Here is an 18,136-nt window from a genome sequence, read left to right as displayed (position 1 = left end):
AACGGCGTCGCACGGCTGTAATACAGCTTTTTTACTTTTTACTTTTTACTTTTGACTTTTCTTATGAACTACAGACAATTATTTCTTCAACATGTTGCCCAGACTTCTCCGGCTCCGCTGGCGCTGGAAATTGTAAAAGCGAAAGGCACAAAGCTTTGGGACAAACAAGGAAAGGAATATATTGACCTTATTGCCGGAATTAGCGTGTGCAATGTTGGTCACCGGAATCCCAAAGTGGTAAAAGCGATAAAGAAACAAGCCGACGACTACCTGCATTTGCTCGTATATGGCGAGTTTATCGAAACGCCTGAAGTGCAATATGCAAAATTGTTAACTGACCATTTACCGGCATCTTTAAACAGCGTGTACTTTACCAACTCCGGAGCAGAAGCCACCGAAGGAGCAATGAAACTTGCCAAGCGCTACACCGGCCGGCCAAACATCATAGCGTTTAATAAATCTTATCATGGCTCTACACAGGGCGCACTAAGCATCATTGGCGATGAATATTTTAGAAATGCTTACAGACCGCTATTGCCCGGCATCAAACATCTTGAGTACAATTCACATGGTTCTATAGATGCAATTGATGAACAAACGGCTTGTGTAATTCTTGAAACTGTTCAGGCGGAAAAAGGTGTGTATGCCCCATCGCTTGAGTGGATGAATGCACTTCGACAAAAATGTACTGAAACGGGAACACTTCTGATTCTTGATGAAATACAAACCGGATTCGGCAGAACCGGCTCTCTGTGGGGATTTGAGCAGTATTACGTTGCACCAGACATTGTTTTGCTGGGAAAAGCTCTTGGCGGCGGAATGCCTTTAGGTGCTTTTATTGCTGATAAAAAGATCATGAATTCATTTACAGAAAATCCCGTGCTTGGACACATTTCAACATTTGGTGGACATCCCGTTTGTTGTGCAGCAGGAATGGCGGCGATGAAATTTTTGCTGAAGCACAACCTTATAGAATCGGTTAAGGAAAAAGAATTTCTCTTCCGCGCGTACCTCAAACATCCAAAAATCCAACACGTCCGTTCCCGTGGATTGTTGATGGCTATTGAGTTTGATACCTTTGACACCAATAAAAAAGTTATAGATGCATGCATTATGAAAGGTGTACTGACAGATTGGTTTTTGTTTGGCGCCAATTGCATGCGTATTGCTCCTCCCTTAACGATATCAAAAAAAGAGATAGAAAAAGCCTGCGAAATTATCGTCAGCGTTTGTGATAGTTTGTAAAGCAAATTGTCGAAAAAGGCCAGAAATGGCCTTTTGATGGCACTTTTGCTCAAAAAGGTCTGGTGAGTTTCAAAAAAAGTTTTTTCCAGTTGTGCATATATTTTCAATTGTGTATTAATGACTTTTACATGCGCGAACTTTTTCTACATTGAAAATCTCGTCCTTTTTGACAAAAGAAGGGACCGTTTTGAATTTTTTTTTAGGAAGAATAAGGTGACTTATTTTATGTTTGTGGTATAAACAAGCGTTAGCATAACCAAATACGAGTTACCACGATAAGTCACCGACCATGACTTTGAATAATCGAATTAAAAGCTTGTATTATCCCCATTAGTAACTTTTGACCTTGTAATGCTTAGCAAGTTTTTTTAACTGCCAAATTACCTATGCCTGTGTTTACCTAAGGCGGTTAAAGAATTCGCAAGTCATTACACCCATTAGTAATCGTTTGACCAATCCTTCATTCATCCGACCATGATGAATGTGTCAAAAAAAGTAGTTTTTCATAGGATAAGGTTTAACTGTTAGCAACCTCGACCAAATACTTTTCTTTAGTTAATGACCAAGTTATAATTGTTTGACCAGACAATTATTTTATAACCATTAGTAACCTCTTACCAAAAAAGTGGTTTTTCATAGAATATGTGCCGTTAGTAGCTTTTGCCAATGTTTATATTGACCAACTAATTGCTTTGCTCATTAGTAACCTACAGCCAAATCATTTTTTTCATAGGATAAGGTTGACCATTAGTACCTGTGCCAATACTTGCCTTTTTTTCGAACTCAGTTTTTCATAGAATATGTCCCGTTTGTAATCTGTGCCAATGCTTACTTGTTTTAGGAGTAAGGCCGTTAGTAACCAACAACCAAATACTTGCCTTCTTAGATGTTGATCGTTATAAAATAGTTGCGCTAAAAAAAACTATTTTGACCCAAAGGGCAAATATGATCTCGCAGTGTTACATATGTTATAATAATGCAAAACTGTTTTATGATATCGGTCAGCAAAGGTTACATTTTAGTAAAGCCGTTATTAATAATATTTACAAGCATTGCCGGCAATTATGCTTCACGATTCATTGCATATTCCTATGCAAGATGTTCATCATTTTTTAACGCCATAATCTTAAAACATGAATCTCTATTTGAAACAAATTTCAATAGTGGGAGTACTTGCCGTATGTATCATAAGCTGCGAGAGCCGCTATTCTTCAGAAAGTAAATCATTGGATGCAAACGCGGCAGACTCAACGGCCACGGGCATTCCATCATCTTCGGCAAATCAATCTTTTCCTGATCAGCGAAAATTTATTCGAACTGCGGACTTGAAATTCAAAGTCGATAATGTTGTATCAACCTCATATAAAATTGAAGACATTGTTTGCAAAAACAAAGGCTTTGTTACGTACACCAATCTTACGAACAACATTGCAAACACTGAGACGGTGAAGGTGACGGCAGATTCTCTTCTTCGGACAGTGCACTACAATATGTCGAACGACATTGAGATAAGAGTACCAAATCAGGAGCTTGACACGACACTTAAATCAATTGCAACACTTATCGGTTTTATTGATTACAGAATTATAAAAGCAGAAGATGTTACGCTTAATGAATTGAGTAACACACTCACACAAAAACGAACTACAAAACATTTTTCAAGAATCACCTCTGCAATTGACAACAAAGGCAAAAAATTAAATGATGTGTTGGATGGAGAGGATAAGCTGATCGGAAAGGAACAGGAAGCTGACGACGCTTTGGTAGCCAACCTTGACCTGAACGATAAAGTGAAATATAGCACCGTTAAAATTTCGCTGTATCAAAATGAAGCGGCGAAAACAGAAATGCTTCCAGCAACAAAAATCGTTACGCCCTATCAACCTTCGTTCACAAGTCTTTTGGGAGAATCGATATTGTCTGGTTGGGAAATGCTAAGAGAATTGATACTTGCAATTATAAAGGTCTGGCCGGTTATTCTTTTGTGTGTTGGCGTTTATTTCCTTTTTAAAAATTATAAAAAAATCAGTTTGAAATAAAATTACAGCCGCGTAAATAAAAAGAGAGACGCATTTTCATGCGTCTCTACACTAACCCTTCATAAAAAAACAATGAAAATATTTATTACAACAATCCTTTGCCGTTAAGGTACTCAGCTATTTGAACGGCGTTGGTAGCGGCACCTTTGCGAAGGTTATCACTTACGATCCACATGTTCAATGTATTTGGCTGAGATTCATCTCTACGCAATCTTCCTACAAATACATCATCCTTTTCGTGCGCATCTTTAGGCATTGGATACTGTGCGTTTGCAGGATCATCTACCACTACAACTCCAGGTGCTTTCGACAACAATTCTTTTACTTCAGCTAAATCGAAATCTTTCTCGAACTCAACATTCACCGCTTCACTGTGGCCGCCCATTACAGGAATACGAACAGTTGTAGATGTTACACGGATGCTGTCATCACGCATAATTTTTTTAGTCTCGTTCACCATTTTCATTTCCTCCTTAGTGTAGCCATTGTCAAGGAAAACATCAATCTGTGGAATCACGTTCAGGTCAATTGGATATTTATAAGCCATCTCGCCTTGAATACCTTTTCTTTCATTTTCCAACTGTGTAACAGCTTTAACACCAGTTCCAGTAACACTTTGGTAAGTGCTTACAACAAGTCTTTTGATTTTATATTTAGCATGCAGCGGGTTCAACGCCACTACCATTTGAATGGTTGAGCAGTTAGGATTTGCGATGATCTTTGTATCTGCATTCAGAATATCTGCATTGATCTCAGGAACTACCAGCGCTTTAGTTGGGTCCATTCTCCATGCTGAAGAGTTATCAATTACAGTGATGCCCGCTTCTGCAAATTTTGGAGCCCACTCAAGAGATGTGCTTCCACCTGCAGAAAATATTGCAACGTTTGGCTTTGCAGCAATTGCGTCTGCAGCGCTAACTACTTTATATTTTTTTCCTTTGAATTCAACTTCTTTACCTACCGACTTTTCAGAAGCCACAGGGATGATTTCAGCAACGGGAAAATTTCTTTCTGCCAAAACCTGCAGCATTTTTGTACCCACCAATCCAGTAGCACCAACAACAGCAACTTTTAAATCTTTCATAATCGTTGTTTTTGTGAACCGGTGAGAGCCGGTTCGTTTTAGTTTGTTTTATAAATGAATAAAAAAAGCCTCCCCATTTCGGGAAGGCTCAGTTATGTTGATACACAAGTAGACTAAACACCTTCCCCGTTTGAGATGTGCTTCTTAATCTTCTTGGTATTTGTAATAATAAAATTCATACTAGAGTCGCAAAAATAAGCTGCGGGATATTTACATCCAAATAAGTTTTTAGAATATTTATAACTTGCGGCTTCCATTTCCTCCCATTTACCTCGCCCAACTGCTTGAAAAGCCTGCTTTTACACCATGAAATTCTTTTTTACAGCTGTAACCATGCTGCTTCTCACCAATGTCTCGTATACCCAGGCAAAAAGATTCGATGTGCTGATCACTGAAATCATGCCGATTCCTTCGCCGGTTGTGGGCCTGCCTTCCTCAAAATATGTTGAGATCAAGAACGTTTCGCCGGCGGCCATCAATCTTAAAAACTGGAAGCTGTGCGCCGCAAATTCAACTGCCACGATTACCCAAAGTGTTTTGTTGAAGCCAGATAGTTTTCTGTTGATTTGCACGAGCAGCAATCTCGCGGCGCTATCTGCCATTGCGCCCACCATTTCTGTTACCAATTTTCCGACGCTGTATGCAGAGGGAGACGAAATTTTCCTTCTTTCGCCTGAAGGCAAAACCATTCACAGCGTGAGTTATAGCCGTAGTTGGTTTAACGATATCAAAAGCAAGGGCGGCTGGAGCCTGGAAATGATCGATACGCATAACCCTTGCAGTGGCACTTCTAATTGGACGGCAAGCATAAATGACAAGGGCGGAACTCCGGGAAAAGAGAATTCGGCAACGGCAATAAACGTCGACAATACCGCGCCACAATTATTGAAAGCCTTTGCCAGCGACGAAAAACACATCACACTGGTTTTTAGCGAACCTGTAGACAGTACACTGGCTTCCCTCAAAACCAACTATACGCTTAGCGATAATGCAATCGCCTCTGTTGTTGTCAAACAGCCATCATTTACCAATGTTATTCTTGAGCTCACCAGCAATTTAACGGTAAATAAACCTTACGATTTTTCTGTAGCCAATATTCAAGATTGCAGCGGAAATATGATGGATAACACGTTTATCAAAACAGGTTTACCTTCTTCAACAGATAGCCTTGATGCAGTAATAAACGAAATACTTTTCAACCCGACTTCTACCGGCGTGGACTATGTGGAACTATACAACCGCAGCAATAAAATACTTGATTTAAAAGAACTCTACATCGCCAATCGTTCATCGTCGGGCGAGCTTAGCTCCAGCAAACAACTCGCAAATGAACGTCAATTATTTTTTCCGAATGACTACCTGGTGATAACCGAGAACCCATTGACGGTGCGGAAAGAATACCTCGTAAAAAATCCTGAGTTGATGATTGAGCTTCCGTCAATGCCCTCTTTTTCCAATGAAAGCGGCACTTGCGTGATTTTAAACAAACAGGGAAAAATCATTGACGAGTTGCGATACGATAGCAAATGGCATTTTACATTAATTGAAAATCCAAAAGGTGTTGCCCTTGAAAGAATCGATTTTGATGCCCCAACACAGGACCAGAACAACTGGCACTCGGCCGCAGCCAGTGCGGGTTATGGCACGCCTACGTATCAAAATTCTCAATTCAAAACAAATGGCCAGCCGCATGGATTAGTTGATATTTCGCCGAAAGTTTTTTCTCCCGATAATGACGGCTACGATGATTTTGCTACGATCAATTATCAATTTACTGAGCGGGGTTACGTTTGCAACATTTACATTTTTGACGCCAACGGAAGGCCAGTAAGAAATCTCGTAAAGAACGGGCTATGCGGCCAGAGCGGCTATTTCAGATGGGATGGGGTGGATGAGCAGGGCAAGCAATTACCCATTGGAAACTATATTGTCTTTACTGAAATTTTCAACTTGCAGGGAAAGACGCAGCGGTTTAAGAATGTGGTGGTATTGGCGCGGAAGCTGCGGTAGAGTTGTTTGTGGCCGGTAGCCAATTACCAGTTGCCGGACTTTTAGTGCCATCATTCCAAAAAAATAGAACCTGCACATGTATGCAGGTTCTATTTTCTATTGAAACGTTGTCGTTAATATACTGGCTACTGGTAACTGGCTACTGGCCAATGTTACCTAGCGCCTTACACCAACTTAATATCAAAGTTCACCAGGTCAACAAACTGCTGAATGCGAGCGTCGATCTGTTCTTTAGTGATTTCTTTTAAACGTGTAGGACCAAATTTTTCTACGCAGAAAGAAGCCAGCGCAGAACCAATGATGATCGCTGTTTTCATGTTCTCAAAAGAAATGTCTTTTGTTTTGGCGATGTGCCCCATAAAGCCTCCGGCAAATGTATCGCCAGCTCCTGTTGGATCGAATACATCTTCAAGCGGCAATGCTGGTGCAAAGAACACCTCATTTTCATGGAACAATAAAGCACCGTGTTCACCTTTCTTAATGATCAGGTACTTAGGTCCCATTTTCATGATTTGTTTTGCAGCTTTCACCAACGAAAACTGACCACTTAATTGTCTCGCTTCGCTATCGTTTACCATAAGCACATCAACCAGTTTCAATGTTTCTTCAAGCTCAGGCATTGCTATTTCCATCCAGAAGTTCATCGTGTCCATAACGACAAGCTTTGGACGAGTTTTCATTTGCTGAATAACACTTTTCTGAATTGCAGGAGCCAGGTTACCAAGCATCAGGAATTCTGCACCCTGATAGCTTTCTGGAATAACCGGATTGAAGTCTGCCAATACATTCAGGTCTGTAACCAATGTATCGCGGCTGTTCATATCCAGGTGATAGCGGCCACTCCAGAAAAATGATTTTTTGTCTTTAACAACTTCTACTCCCTCCAGCTCTACTCCACGTTTTTTCAAATCGTTCATTTCTTCTTCAGGAAAATCATATCCTACGATTGACACTTGCTGAATGGGTTGCACAAAATTGCTGGCTGCATAAGCCACATAAGTTGCCGAGCCTCCAATGATACGGTCTGTTTTTCCAAAAGGGGTTTCAATGGCATCAAAGGCCATTGTTCCTACAGCTATTAAAGACATATTTAATTTTTAAGTTGCGCAAATATAATTTGAAAATTAGGATAATTTGAAAATTTGAAAATTAGGAACGCTGTAAATGCTGCATTCATAACGATTGCTTAATTCCATTTTCAAATTTTCAAATTACCACATTTTCAAATTTCAAGTCCTAACAACCGTTAGTTTTATTAACTTTACGGTTTTATGGCAAAAATCAAAAGCTCTAAGAACGCGACCAAGAAGGAAACCATTGTTGAAAAGGCATCTAAACTTTTCTTTGAGAAGGGCTTTAGTGCCAGCAGCATGCGCGATCTTGCGGAGCGTGTGGGTGTAGAAGCTGCCAGCCTGTATAATCACATTCGCTCCAAAGAAGAACTGCTACAGGAAATATGTTTCAAGGCGGCCCAACATTACACCGAAAACATTGATGCCATTGAAAGAGAAGACTCCCCTTTTATTCAGAAAATAGAAAAAATCCTACGCTTTCACATTGATCAAATGATCAATAATTATGAAGTGGTGCAGGTGGTTGACAGAGACTGGAAACACTTATCTGAACCGCATCTTACCAACTATCATAACGAAAGAAGAGCTTACCGCAAACGCATCACCGCCATTGTAGAAGAAGGGATCAGACGAGGCGAAGTAAAGGATATTGATGCTCCAACCGCCGTGCTTATCATGCTGCATGCTGTCAGTGGAATTGAATCCTGGCACCGCAGCGTTCAAAAAATTTCAGCCAAAGACCTTGAGGAAAATATTTTGTTGATATTGCTCAAAGGACTGGGCAAGTAATTGAAAATTGAGAGTTGAGAATGGAGAGTTGAGAGTTGGCAATCCGGGAGAATTAACTCTCAACTCTCCATTCTCAACTCTCCACTACTTTAAACTATCTTTGCCACTCGAATGGAAAAGACAAACTTTATAGATTATATCCGCATTTTCTGCCGAAGCGGGCACGGAGGTGCGGGCAGCAAGCATTTTTTGCGTACAAAATTCAACGCTATGGCCGGTCCTGACGGAGGCGACGGCGGGCGTGGCGGTCATATTATTTTACGGGGAAACAAGAACCTTTGGACCTTGCTTCACTTGCGCTATTACAAAAACGTACTGGCGGAGAATGGCGAGGCTGGCAGCGGTACTAATTGTACTGGCCGCAGTGGTAAAGATGTTTATATAGATGTGCCGCTGGGAACTATCGCAAAAGATGAAGAAAGCGGTTTGCAGGAAGTAGAAATCCTGGAAGATGGCCAGGAAGTGATTTGGATGTACGGCGGCCGCGGAGGTTTGGGTAATTCAAATTTCGCAACACCAACCAACCAGGCTCCGGAACACGCACAGCCCGGTGAGCCAGGAACTGAAGGATATAAATACCTTGAGCTGAAAGTATTGGCAGACGTAGGTTTGGTAGGTTTTCCAAATGCTGGTAAATCTACATTGCTGAGTGTTATGACTGCTGCAAAACCCAAAATCGCCGATTACGCTTTTACTACGTTGACTCCACAGTTGGGAATGGTAGAATATCGCGATGGAAAATCTTTTTGTATTGCCGATTTGCCAGGGATCATTGAAGGTGCCGCAGAAGGTAAAGGCCTGGGACACCGCTTTTTACGCCATATTGAGCGCAACTCGATTTTGCTGTTCCTGATTCCTGCTGACAGTGCAGACCATAAAAAAGAGTTTGATATTCTGCATAAAGAATTGGAAGAATACAACCCGGAAATGCTGCAGAAAGATTTTGTTATTGCTGTCAGCAAAAGCGATATGCTGGATGATGAGTTAAAAGAAGCGATTGCAAAAGACCTTCCGGCAAATGTTCCGCATGTATTTATTTCATCCGTTACACAACAGGGGCTAAGCCAGCTGAAGGATATGTTGTGGGCGAGTTTGAATGAAAATCAACAATCATAAATCAAAAATAAAAAGTCAAAAGTCAAAAAGCGACCAGCCAAATCGGCGACGTCTATTTTTGACTTTTGACTTTTTTTTGACTTCTTTACTTACTCTTTAATTAGCTGCAAAGTCATTCTCTCATAGCTATTCACGATCACTTCCAGGAAGTAGTTTCCTTTAGGCAGATCTTTTGTGCCTGCTATCTCAAATGTATTTTGACCAGTTGTTCCTTTAACTGATTTGCGAATCACTTCGGAGCCGTCGGTTTTGATCACTTTCATATTTACCATCGCATCGTCGTTCAGCTCCACATTTACTTTGATATTATTCAAAACCGGGTTTGGCGTAATGCTCATTACTTTCAGCGCTTTGGTGCCGAAAACACGTACCAGCAACAGTTTTGAGTAAACAGATTTGCCGTCTTTATTTACTTGCTTAATGCGATAGTAGATGTCATTCTTTAGTGTATTGATGGCTCTAACGTTGTCTGAATAAGCATACAACACATTGATATCCGAGGCCCCTGCACTTGGCACATCGCCTGTTTTTTGAAAATGCACACCATCTGTGCTGCGCTCAATTTCAAAATGATCGTCCGATTCTTCTTTTGCGGCGGTCCAGTTAAGGATCACACTGTTCTTTTTATATAGCGCCAGAAAATCGTTCAGCTGCAGGCTTGCAGAATCTGCAGGAGAATTTACTGTAGTGTTTTTGCTGAATGCAATATGGTCATTGCTGCCTTGAGCAGAAAGCGCCTGGTCATAAGAAAAACCAGCAACCAGCATACTGAGGAGAAAAATACAAGTTTTCATTTTGGGTAGATTCTTGAGTTTAATACGATTTGTTTAATGGTATTTCTTAAGGAAAACTTAGTTTGGATCAGTACCTGATTTTAAATAGGAATAAAGAATTGAAAGTATAATTATCCGGCAAAGCGGAAAAAATGACTAAGAATAAAGGCGGGTATTGGTGCAAAAGGTTATTGCAGCAGGATGGATTTTTGAGGTGTTACCTAACCCAAATGTATAGTGGAAATTCTTATCCTGCAAGAAATGTGAAAAAATCTGCGAAGTGCATAGACAACATGCTGATAATCAATTATTTTAATTTACCACTAAGGCACTTAGGACCCTGAGCTCCACTAAGGGTACAGTGTACGAAATCTACCTTCTTAGTGAAACTTAGTGTATCCTTAGTGGTAATTTTTGGTGCTACTTCACAACGACTTTCACATTTCGTACATCCCTACACTTTCGTATCTTCTTTCTTATTGCCCACCATAAACAGCATCAGCGCCATTGCGGCGAAAAAAGCGACTGCCAACAATGAATATCCTGTATTGCCCAGTGCCTGCGAAACAGCATCACCCAGGCTGATCTTTTTCATACCGCTTTCAAAAAACACATTCAAAATAGCCACAATCACTCCAGCCAAAGCACCGCCGGCAACGAGGCCGGTAGCAAATAAATTTCCTTTTCTCAGGTCCTCTTTTCCATCTTCTTCTACACCTTTCTTTTTGAGACGAATGTCAACGATGCCGCGAACAGAGCTGCCTATAAATATCGGCAGAGTGGTCGATAAAGGCAAATAAGCACCCACTGCAAAACTCAGAGAGTTAATGCCACACAACTCCATCACCACTGCAATAAATGCCCCTACGAATATAAATTGCCATGGCAGATTACCTGATAAAATGCCTTTATCCAATACCGCCATAAGCGTAGCCTGGGGACCTGGAAAACTTTTACCACCAATAGCATGCTTAATGCCGTGTGCCGCCATTTCGGCTGTTGGCGTATCCAAAACTTTAACTGTCCAGCCTATGACGATTGATGAAACGATAGCGCCGATAAATAGTGCAATCTGCTGGTTTCGTGGCGTGGCACCGAGAAGAAAGCCTGTCTTTAAATCCTGTGAAGTTGCACCGGCATTTGCCGCAGCAATACAAATAATACCCCCTACAACGAGTGCCATTGGTTCATAAACCTTTCCCGTAAAACCAATCCCAATAAACACAAGACATGTGGCCATTAATGTGGCGATCGTCATTCCGGAAATGGGGCTGTTTGAGGAACCGATCAATCCCACAATGCGGGAAGCCACCGTTACAAAGAATGCACCAAAGACAATAACCAGCAAGGCAATCAGCAGCCTGTTACCAAAGTTGTTTCCCGGAATAATGGTTAGCAAAGACATTAATAGTACCAATGCAAGACTTCCGAATAATACAACTTTTATGTTCAGATCCCTGTCGGTTCTTGCTACACTTTTTTCTCCTTTTTCCTTAACCCCTCCAATGCTTTCTCTAAAAGAAGATACGATCGTCGGAACGGTTTTTATCAACGTGATAAAACCACCCGCAGCAACTGCACCTGCGCCAATCTGACGAACATAGGCCCGGTAGATGGCTTCAGTTGTATCAGAGAAAGTTTGAGTCTGTGCATCCCAGCCGAAACCATCAGGGTTAATACCGAGGTTAGTCAACTGCCCGAAGATCAAATGCCCCGGTACAAGCGTCGCCAATAAAGGGATCAAAACGAACGTACTGAGCACACTTCCTGCCACCAACACCCCACCAATGCGGGGTCCAATAATATAACCAACACCCAGATACTCGGGAGTAATTTCGCCGTCAAGTCTCGCAGCAGGAAAATATTTATTTTTTAAACTTGTGACGAAGGTGGGTACATCGGCAATTACATGCAATACTTTCTGCAGGAACGCATATACCGCAGCAACGCCTAATCCCCAGAAAGCTGTTTTTGCAACATCGCCGCCTTTTTCCCCTGCTTCCAAAACTGCTGCACACGCAGCGCCCTCAGGGTAAGGAAGTGTACCGTGTTCCTTAACAATAAGCGAGCGTCGCAAAGGAATCATCATAAGCGTGCCAAGCATTCCTCCAAAAATCGCAAGGGTAGTAATGGTGATATAGTTGAAAAATTCGCTGCTGGAAGGATCACTTAAAAAAAGAAAACCAGGCAAAGTAAAGGCAACGCCTGAGGCAATGCTTTCGCCTGCACTTCCTGTTGTTTGTATAATATTATTTTCAAGAATGGTTGTTTTGAAAAGCATTCTGCCAAGTGTTATGGCAAGCACTGCTATGGGAATTGATGCAGATACAGTAAGCCCCGCTTTCAAAGCAAGGTAAACGTTCGCCGCTCCAAACAAAATCCCGAAAAAGGACCCAAGGAGTACGGACTTTATCGTAAACTCTTTAATATTGGCTTCTGACGGTATAAAAGGCTGAAAGGCTTTCTTATCGCTCATTCTCATCGTTTTTAAGAGCCGTCAAGATACGGAGAAAGTGATGAGTTTTGAGTGATTAGCTATGAGTTATGTACGAACGGCAATGTACGATGTACGAAGTACGGTGTACGAAAGGCGATGAACTATGCGTAAGCGCAAGATAAGTTGTAATCATTCCTTGCCGCAATGCATAACGCTTTACGCCTAACGCACTAGTTTATGCCAAATTAAACTTATTACTTACGCCACTTGTGAGTTTAACTTCTTTTGCCCTGCAACACAGAAAGAATTCTTAATTCCTAATTCTTAATTCTTAATTGCTTACTTCGGTTTATACTTCGATCCTTCAAAAATCGCTTTCGCACTTGTTTGCATTACCTGTTGAGGAGTAAGTGAAGAGTTTTTGTCTGCATATGCTTTTACTATTTGCCAGCCGATCCACTGGCCGATGTTGCCTGGACTGTCTTCCGGAAAGCCTTGCGTAGAAGGGCCTTCGCCAACATATAGTTCTATGAAAGAAGGATCAGTTGTAAAAATATCTGTTTGCTGGAGCATGTAGTTCCACACATTGCCTTCATTGGTTTTGGCCCAATCCAGCTGTCTTTTGGTGTACCCTGTTTTTAAACTGTCATCTGCTTTCGGCACAAACTTGTCGAGCAGGTACCATCTTTTTCCTTTCTCCACCATTTGCTCAATCAATGACATTCTGCCACTTTGATCTGGAAACAGATCTTCCACAACGCCTTTCATACAATTCACTGTGATGTATTTTTTCTCAAAACGACGGGAGATATAAGCTGGGAAAATCTCCTGGCCCTGATCGCTTAAGTAAAAGGGATAGTCTTTCCCCGCATAAGCTTGCAAACCAATCGCCAACCCGCTTGGCGTAAGTGCTACGCCGGGCGCATCGAATGGCCCAACAAATGTTATAATTCTCGGTGTTTTGTATTTGGGGAAATAATACTCGACATGCTGAAACGCATCTTTCAGCTCAGGCTTCAACCAGGAAACGTCGCTGAATTGTTTTTGCAGAAAATCATTTACACTGGTATAACTGCTGATGAAATGTTTGGCAGCAATTTGAAGTGTTTTGTTTGTGTCGTTTATCGGTCCGGCTCCGAGAATGTTTTCAGTAAAATCATTTGCGAAACCAGGAAACTGTTTTTCAATGTCCTTCAAACCCGGCATTACGTTATTGCTGTCGATCTTAAAAAATGGCTGTTCAAACCGATCAATTTGAATATCGACGGGCACTTTGCTTACGTCGGGACCGGAGTTATTGCAGGAAATCGCTGCAAGTGCGAGTAGAGAATAAAAAAATTTTTTCATTATAAATTATTGGGAGCGCCACTTTTTTGTTACCTCGATAAATTCCTCATGTGTCAATGTATCCTTATCTGAAAGCTCATTTGCAAGCTCAAGTAGTTCTTTTTTATCAACTTCCGACAGACTATCTATAATATCCTCTTCGTTGTTCATTGCTTTCAAATTTACACAGATTAATAACCATACAAAAACGGCTGATTTGCCATTTTATTACTGAAATTTGCTATTACAACAAAACGTTGTGAAATAAGCTGGCGCAAATTAAGCACAAGATTTGATTAATTTTCTGCCGCAAAAAACACAAAGATTAACTGATGAAAATAGCTTTAGCACAACTGAATTATCATATAGGCAACTTTGAAAGCAATACCGCCAAGATCATTGATGGCATTAAGAGGGCGAAGTCAGAAGGCGCAGACCTGGTGGTGTTTTCTGAATTATCCATCTGTGGCTATCCGCCGAGAGACTTCCTCGAATTTGACGATTTTATTAATAAATGTTATGCAGCAGTAGACGAGATCAAAGTGCATGCAGACACGATTGGCGTAATTGTAGGCGGGCCACAGCGAAACAAAACTCCTGAGGGCAAGGACCTTTTTAATGCCGCGTGGTTTTTATATGAGGGAGAAATCAAGCAAGTGGTTCACAAAACACTATTGCCCACCTACGACGTGTTTGATGAATATCGTTATTTCGAGCCGGCTTACGACTGGCACGTTGTTGCATTCAAAGGCCAAAAAATCGCGCTGACTATTTGCGAAGACATCTGGAACCTTACAGATGCCCCTCTATACAGAGTTTCACCAATGGATAAATTGATCCTTCAACAACCGGATCTGATGATCAATATTTCCGCTTCACCATTCGACTACAACCAGGAGGTTAGCAGAAAAAACATTGTGCGTGAAAACGTGCTGAAGTACAATTTGCCAATGCTGTATTGCAATTGCGTTGGCTCACAAACAGAGATTGTGTTTGATGGCGGCAGCGTGGTATATGATGCAAAAGGCAATCTTGTGCAGGAGCTGAAATATTTCGAAGAAGATTTTATAGTTGTTGAGGTAGCTGAAAATTTTGGCAAAAACAGCGTTGCCCCTGCAATTGACCCTTCCGTTAAAATAGAAGATGCTGCTGCAACGATCGATCATTTGATCGACACAAAAGCGATCAATAAAATTCACGATGCTTTGATATTGGGCATTCGTGATTATTTCAGCAAAATGGGTTTCAAAAAAGCCATTCTCGGCAGCAGTGGCGGCATAGATAGCGCTGTGGTATTGGCTTTGGCCTGTGAGGCGTTGGGCGCGGAAAATGTGAGAGCGGTTTTAATGCCTTCACAATATTCAAGCGATCATTCTGTAAGCGATGCAGAACAGCTAAGCAAGAATCTGGGCAATCCGTACGACATTGTACCCATCAAAAACATTTATGATGCTTTTCTTACAGAACTGAAACCCATTTTCAAGGACCTTCCTTTTAGTGTAGCTGAAGAAAATACACAGAGCCGCACACGAGGAAATTTATTAATGTCTATCTCCAATAAGTTTGGATACATTTTGCTGAACACTTCCAATAAAAGTGAACTCTCTACGGGTTATGGAACATTGTATGGCGATATGGCCGGAGGTTTAAGCGTTTTAGGTGACACCTATAAAGTACAGGTATATGCGCTGGCACGATACATCAACCGCAATAAAGAAATTATTCCTGACAATATTATCACCAAAGCACCGTCTGCAGAACTCCGTCCCGGACAAAAAGATACTGACAGCCTTCCTGAATACGATGTACTGGATAAAGTATTGTATCAGTACATAGAACGCAGGCAGGGACCAAAAGAAATCATTGCAATGGGCGTTGATGAAGCATTGGTAAAAAGAATTCTAAAACTGGTAAACACCAACGAGTATAAACGCAACCAGTTTTGTCCCATCATACGCGTGAGCAGCAAGGCTTTTGGTGTGGGAAGGAGAATGCCTATTGTGGGAAAATACCTGAGTTAAGCTTTTTAACCGCAGAGGTCTCAAAGATTGCGCAAAGGGAACGAAGATGAGTTTAAGAAGCTTTTCTTCGTTCCCTTTGCGCTTTGAGTCTAACTATAATTTTCAGTTTTTTTCTTGGCGAACTTTGCGGTTAAATCATTTGCGGTTAATATTTTCCGTTCTTCAATGGCCTCAACAAGTCCTCCAAACCATTCAATCTAATCTCATACATCGTTTGCAAAAGCATGCCCAGCTTGCCTTGGGGAAATCCTTTTGATTTGAACCAAACAAGATAAGATTCGGGAAGATTGCAGATAAGCTGGTCCTTGTATTTGCCGAAGGGCATTTTCATTCTAACCAGTTCCAGGAGAAGCTCGCCGTTTGGCTGCGGATTTTCGTTCATTCGGCAAAAGTAGTTGTTAGTTGGTAGTTGATGGTTGTTAGATTTAGGTAGCCGGCAACTTCTCCTAACAACCACTAACTAACAACTTCCTGCAAACGAAAAAGCCACCATTAAGAATAATGGCGGCTGACTGTTTATGAAATCCAAAATTAAAACGGTAATTAATGTTTTAGCTTAACGATGATCGTTACAGGAACCGGTCCCAGAGTTGAGTCCTTCCATAATTCCATCGAAGTTGAATTCAGTGTATGCATTTGTATGTCTTTCACCGGAATTGGAAACCCGGGAATAGTTGCATTTAATACTTTATTTTGAAGCGTCCATGTAAAAGGAGCACTATCAGGATCTGTCGAATTGCATTTTGTTGCACCTTCGGTTACCGTACCGGTACCTCCTTTGTCAAATTTGAAGCTGTTGTCTACAAAGCAGGAAGGCAATTGACTGGTAATGTCTTGATCAATACTTCCATTTTTGTCAATGTCTGCTCCGATTATGTCAATTTTCCAGGCTGATTGCACTAGTACATCTGTGTCTGAAGTAGAAGAAGAATCATCTTTTTTACAACTCACAAAACCCACAACGCACACTGCCATGATTAAGAGGAAGTTTTTCATGAAGCCGTAGAATTTAAGTTATTAAACTAATTTGAGAGAAGATTATTGTATTAAAGGTAATTTTTTTTCGCCCGAATAAGAAGTAACCCTTAGAAAATCATGCACTTTTGAGAAAATTCTTTCAAAGTATCCTCCTAAATTTTAAGTGTGGCAAAAGAATTGCAAACTGATTATTCTTATTTTGCGTAATCATCTATTTCATAGTTAACAGGTTTATATTATGCTACAAACTGCGGAAGATATAAGACAGCTAAACGAAAAAATACAATACCAGGGGATTTTTATCGATCGCCTTCGTGACGAAGTGGGAAGAGTGATAGTAGGGCAGCAATATATGCTCGACAGGTTATTGATCGGTTTGCTTAGCAATGGCCACGTGTTGCTGGAAGGGGTGCCCGGCCTGGCGAAAACCCTTACCATTAAGTCGCTGGCCCAGGCCATACAGGCAAAATTCAGCCGTATTCAGTTTACTCCAGATCTTTTGCCCGCCGACGTGATCGGGACAATGATATATAACCAGCAGCGAAATGACTTTATCGTAAGAAAAGGCCCCATTTTCGCCAATTTTATCCTTGCAGATGAAATTAACCGTGCCCCGGCAAAAGTACAAAGTGCCTTGCTGGAGGCGATGCAGGAGCGCCAGGTAACTATTGGGGATAATACACACAAACTGGAAGAACCGTTTCTTGTACTGGCAACGCAAAACCCGCTGGAGCAGGAAGGTACCTATGCGCTTCCGGAAGCACAAGTGGATCGCTTCATCATGAAAGTGATTGTTGGCTACCCTACAAAAGACGAAGAGCAACTGATCATTCGTCAAAATGTGCAGGGCTTGAACTTTGAAAAAGTACAGCCAGTAGTAACCGTTAGCGAAATCCTCCAGGCGCGCGACCTTACCCGTCAGGTGTATATGGACGAAAAAGTGGAGCATTATATATTGGATATCGTTTTTGCAACACGTTACCCGGAAAGATATAATCTGAGCAAATTAAAATCGCTTATTAGTTATGGTGGTTCGCCGAGAGCCAGCATCAACCTTGCACTTGCTTCAAAAGCAAATGCATTTCTAAATAAACGCGGCTATGTAATTCCGGAGGATGTTCGCGCCATCGCCAAAGACGTGTTGCGTCATCGTATCGGACTCACATATGAAGCAGAAGCAGAAGATATCGACGTGGAGCTTGTAATTGATGATATTTTGAAGGCGATTCAGGTGCCTTAGCAAGG

15 protein-coding genes are annotated in these 18,136 nt (G+C 41.4%); 7 read left to right on the top strand and 8 right to left on the bottom strand.

Annotated features, from left to right (window positions below):
• The first annotated feature begins 63 nt into the window (after nucleotides 1–63).
• Nucleotides 64–1,245 carry an aspartate aminotransferase family protein gene (locus KTO63_RS05465; protein WP_217790218.1) on the top strand — a complete coding sequence of 394 codons (1,182 nt, stop codon included), beginning with the start codon at nucleotides 64–66 and terminating at the stop codon, nucleotides 1,243–1,245.
• A 1,133-nt stretch (nucleotides 1,246–2,378) separates the two neighbouring features.
• Nucleotides 2,379–3,284 (top strand): DUF4349 domain-containing protein, encoded by a 906-nt coding sequence (locus KTO63_RS05460; RefSeq protein WP_217790217.1) that lies wholly within the window; start codon nucleotides 2,379–2,381, stop codon nucleotides 3,282–3,284.
• A gap of 85 nt (nucleotides 3,285–3,369) precedes the next feature.
• Here KTO63_RS05460 and KTO63_RS05455 read toward each other — a convergent pair whose 3' ends face one another.
• Nucleotides 3,370–4,368 (bottom strand): aspartate-semialdehyde dehydrogenase, encoded by a 999-nt coding sequence (locus tag KTO63_RS05455; protein WP_217790216.1) that lies wholly within the window; start codon nucleotides 4,366–4,368, stop codon nucleotides 3,370–3,372.
• 306 nt (nucleotides 4,369–4,674) lie between these two features.
• On the opposite strand from KTO63_RS05455, the gene KTO63_RS05450 reads away from it, so the two are divergent.
• Complete coding sequence (locus KTO63_RS05450) at nucleotides 4,675–6,378, top strand: lamin tail domain-containing protein (RefSeq protein WP_217790215.1); 1,704 nt, start codon at nucleotides 4,675–4,677, stop codon at nucleotides 6,376–6,378.
• A 164-nt stretch (nucleotides 6,379–6,542) separates the two neighbouring features.
• On the opposite strand, the gene KTO63_RS05445 is transcribed toward KTO63_RS05450, so the two are convergent.
• On the bottom strand, nucleotides 6,543–7,466 hold the full coding sequence (locus KTO63_RS05445; RefSeq protein ID WP_217790214.1) for a PfkB family carbohydrate kinase: 924 nt from the start codon (nucleotides 7,464–7,466) through the stop codon (nucleotides 6,543–6,545).
• A gap of 183 nt (nucleotides 7,467–7,649) precedes the next feature.
• On the opposite strand from KTO63_RS05445, the gene KTO63_RS05440 reads away from it, so the two are divergent.
• Nucleotides 7,650–8,240, top strand: a complete 591-nt coding sequence (locus KTO63_RS05440; RefSeq protein WP_217790213.1) for a TetR/AcrR family transcriptional regulator — start codon at nucleotides 7,650–7,652, stop codon at nucleotides 8,238–8,240.
• A 111-nt stretch (nucleotides 8,241–8,351) separates the two neighbouring features.
• The gene (gene obgE / locus KTO63_RS05435) at nucleotides 8,352–9,356 is read left to right on the top strand and encodes a GTPase ObgE (RefSeq protein ID WP_217790212.1); all 1,005 of its coding nucleotides are present in this window, start codon (nucleotides 8,352–8,354) and stop codon (nucleotides 9,354–9,356) included.
• Between the two features lie 89 nt (nucleotides 9,357–9,445).
• Here the strand turns inward: obgE and KTO63_RS05430 are convergent, their stop codons facing one another.
• The 4 genes from KTO63_RS05430 to KTO63_RS05415 all read right to left on the bottom strand — a co-directional run bounded on the left by KTO63_RS05430 (nucleotide 9,446) and on the right by KTO63_RS05415 (nucleotide 14,063).
• Nucleotides 9,446–10,150: a T9SS type A sorting domain-containing protein gene (locus KTO63_RS05430; RefSeq protein WP_217790211.1), complete on the bottom strand. Its 705-nt coding sequence runs from the start codon at nucleotides 10,148–10,150 to the stop codon at nucleotides 9,446–9,448.
• Between the two features lie 433 nt (nucleotides 10,151–10,583).
• A complete protein-coding gene (locus tag KTO63_RS05425; protein ID WP_217790210.1) occupies nucleotides 10,584–12,605 on the bottom strand; it encodes an OPT family oligopeptide transporter in 2,022 nt (673 codons plus the stop codon).
• Nucleotides 12,606–12,905: 300 nt separating this feature from the next.
• A complete protein-coding gene (gene gldB / locus KTO63_RS05420) occupies nucleotides 12,906–13,913 on the bottom strand; it encodes a gliding motility lipoprotein GldB (protein ID WP_217790209.1) in 1,008 nt (335 codons plus the stop codon).
• Nucleotides 13,914–13,919: 6 nt separating this feature from the next.
• On the bottom strand, nucleotides 13,920–14,063 hold the full coding sequence (locus KTO63_RS05415; protein ID WP_217790208.1) for a hypothetical protein: 144 nt from the start codon (nucleotides 14,061–14,063) through the stop codon (nucleotides 13,920–13,922).
• 161 nt (nucleotides 14,064–14,224) lie between these two features.
• On the opposite strand from KTO63_RS05415, the gene KTO63_RS05410 reads away from it, so the two are divergent.
• Complete coding sequence (locus tag KTO63_RS05410; protein ID WP_217790207.1) at nucleotides 14,225–15,913, top strand: NAD+ synthase; 1,689 nt, start codon at nucleotides 14,225–14,227, stop codon at nucleotides 15,911–15,913.
• A gap of 145 nt (nucleotides 15,914–16,058) precedes the next feature.
• Here the strand turns inward: KTO63_RS05410 and KTO63_RS05405 are convergent, their stop codons facing one another.
• Entirely contained in the window at nucleotides 16,059–16,295 is a 237-nt protein-coding gene (locus KTO63_RS05405) for a DUF3820 family protein (protein WP_217790206.1), read from the bottom strand.
• A gap of 161 nt (nucleotides 16,296–16,456) precedes the next feature.
• Nucleotides 16,457–16,909 carry a hypothetical protein gene (locus tag KTO63_RS05400; RefSeq protein WP_217790205.1) on the bottom strand — a complete coding sequence of 151 codons (453 nt, stop codon included), beginning with the start codon at nucleotides 16,907–16,909 and terminating at the stop codon, nucleotides 16,457–16,459.
• A 220-nt stretch (nucleotides 16,910–17,129) separates the two neighbouring features.
• Here KTO63_RS05400 and KTO63_RS05395 point away from each other — a divergent pair, with 220 nt between their 5' ends.
• Entirely contained in the window at nucleotides 17,130–18,131 is a 1,002-nt protein-coding gene (locus KTO63_RS05395; RefSeq protein WP_217790204.1) for an AAA family ATPase, read from the top strand.
• The last annotated feature ends 5 nt before the right edge of the window (nucleotides 18,132–18,136 follow it).

Source organism: Pinibacter aurantiacus (assembly GCF_019130065.1).
Taxonomy (GTDB): domain Bacteria; phylum Bacteroidota; class Bacteroidia; order Chitinophagales; family Chitinophagaceae; genus Pinibacter; species Pinibacter aurantiacus.
The sequence above is the reverse complement of the archived record's forward strand: the minus strand, read 5'-3'. Positions and strand labels throughout refer to the sequence as shown.

Coding starts and splice junctions, on each gene's coding strand:
- KTO63_RS05465 (WP_217790218.1), top strand. CDS start 64: ATGAACTACAGACAATTATTTCTTCAACATGTTGCCCAGACTTCTCCG.
- KTO63_RS05460 (WP_217790217.1), top strand. CDS start 2,379: ATGAATCTCTATTTGAAACAAATTTCAATAGTGGGAGTACTTGCCGTA.
- KTO63_RS05455 (WP_217790216.1), bottom strand. CDS start 4,368: ATGAAAGATTTAAAAGTTGCTGTTGTTGGTGCTACTGGATTGGTGGGT.
- KTO63_RS05450 (WP_217790215.1), top strand. CDS start 4,675: ATGAAATTCTTTTTTACAGCTGTAACCATGCTGCTTCTCACCAATGTC.
- KTO63_RS05445 (WP_217790214.1), bottom strand. CDS start 7,466: ATGTCTTTAATAGCTGTAGGAACAATGGCCTTTGATGCCATTGAAACC.
- KTO63_RS05440 (WP_217790213.1), top strand. CDS start 7,650: ATGGCAAAAATCAAAAGCTCTAAGAACGCGACCAAGAAGGAAACCATT.
- obgE (WP_217790212.1), top strand. CDS start 8,352: ATGGAAAAGACAAACTTTATAGATTATATCCGCATTTTCTGCCGAAGC.
- KTO63_RS05430 (WP_217790211.1), bottom strand. CDS start 10,150: ATGAAAACTTGTATTTTTCTCCTCAGTATGCTGGTTGCTGGTTTTTCT.
- KTO63_RS05425 (WP_217790210.1), bottom strand. CDS start 12,605: ATGAGCGATAAGAAAGCCTTTCAGCCTTTTATACCGTCAGAAGCCAAT.
- gldB (WP_217790209.1), bottom strand. CDS start 13,913: ATGAAAAAATTTTTTTATTCTCTACTCGCACTTGCAGCGATTTCCTGC.
- KTO63_RS05415 (WP_217790208.1), bottom strand. CDS start 14,063: ATGAACAACGAAGAGGATATTATAGATAGTCTGTCGGAAGTTGATAAA.
- KTO63_RS05410 (WP_217790207.1), top strand. CDS start 14,225: ATGAAAATAGCTTTAGCACAACTGAATTATCATATAGGCAACTTTGAA.
- KTO63_RS05405 (WP_217790206.1), bottom strand. CDS start 16,295: ATGAACGAAAATCCGCAGCCAAACGGCGAGCTTCTCCTGGAACTGGTT.
- KTO63_RS05400 (WP_217790205.1), bottom strand. CDS start 16,909: ATGAAAAACTTCCTCTTAATCATGGCAGTGTGCGTTGTGGGTTTTGTG.
- KTO63_RS05395 (WP_217790204.1), top strand. CDS start 17,130: ATGCTACAAACTGCGGAAGATATAAGACAGCTAAACGAAAAAATACAA.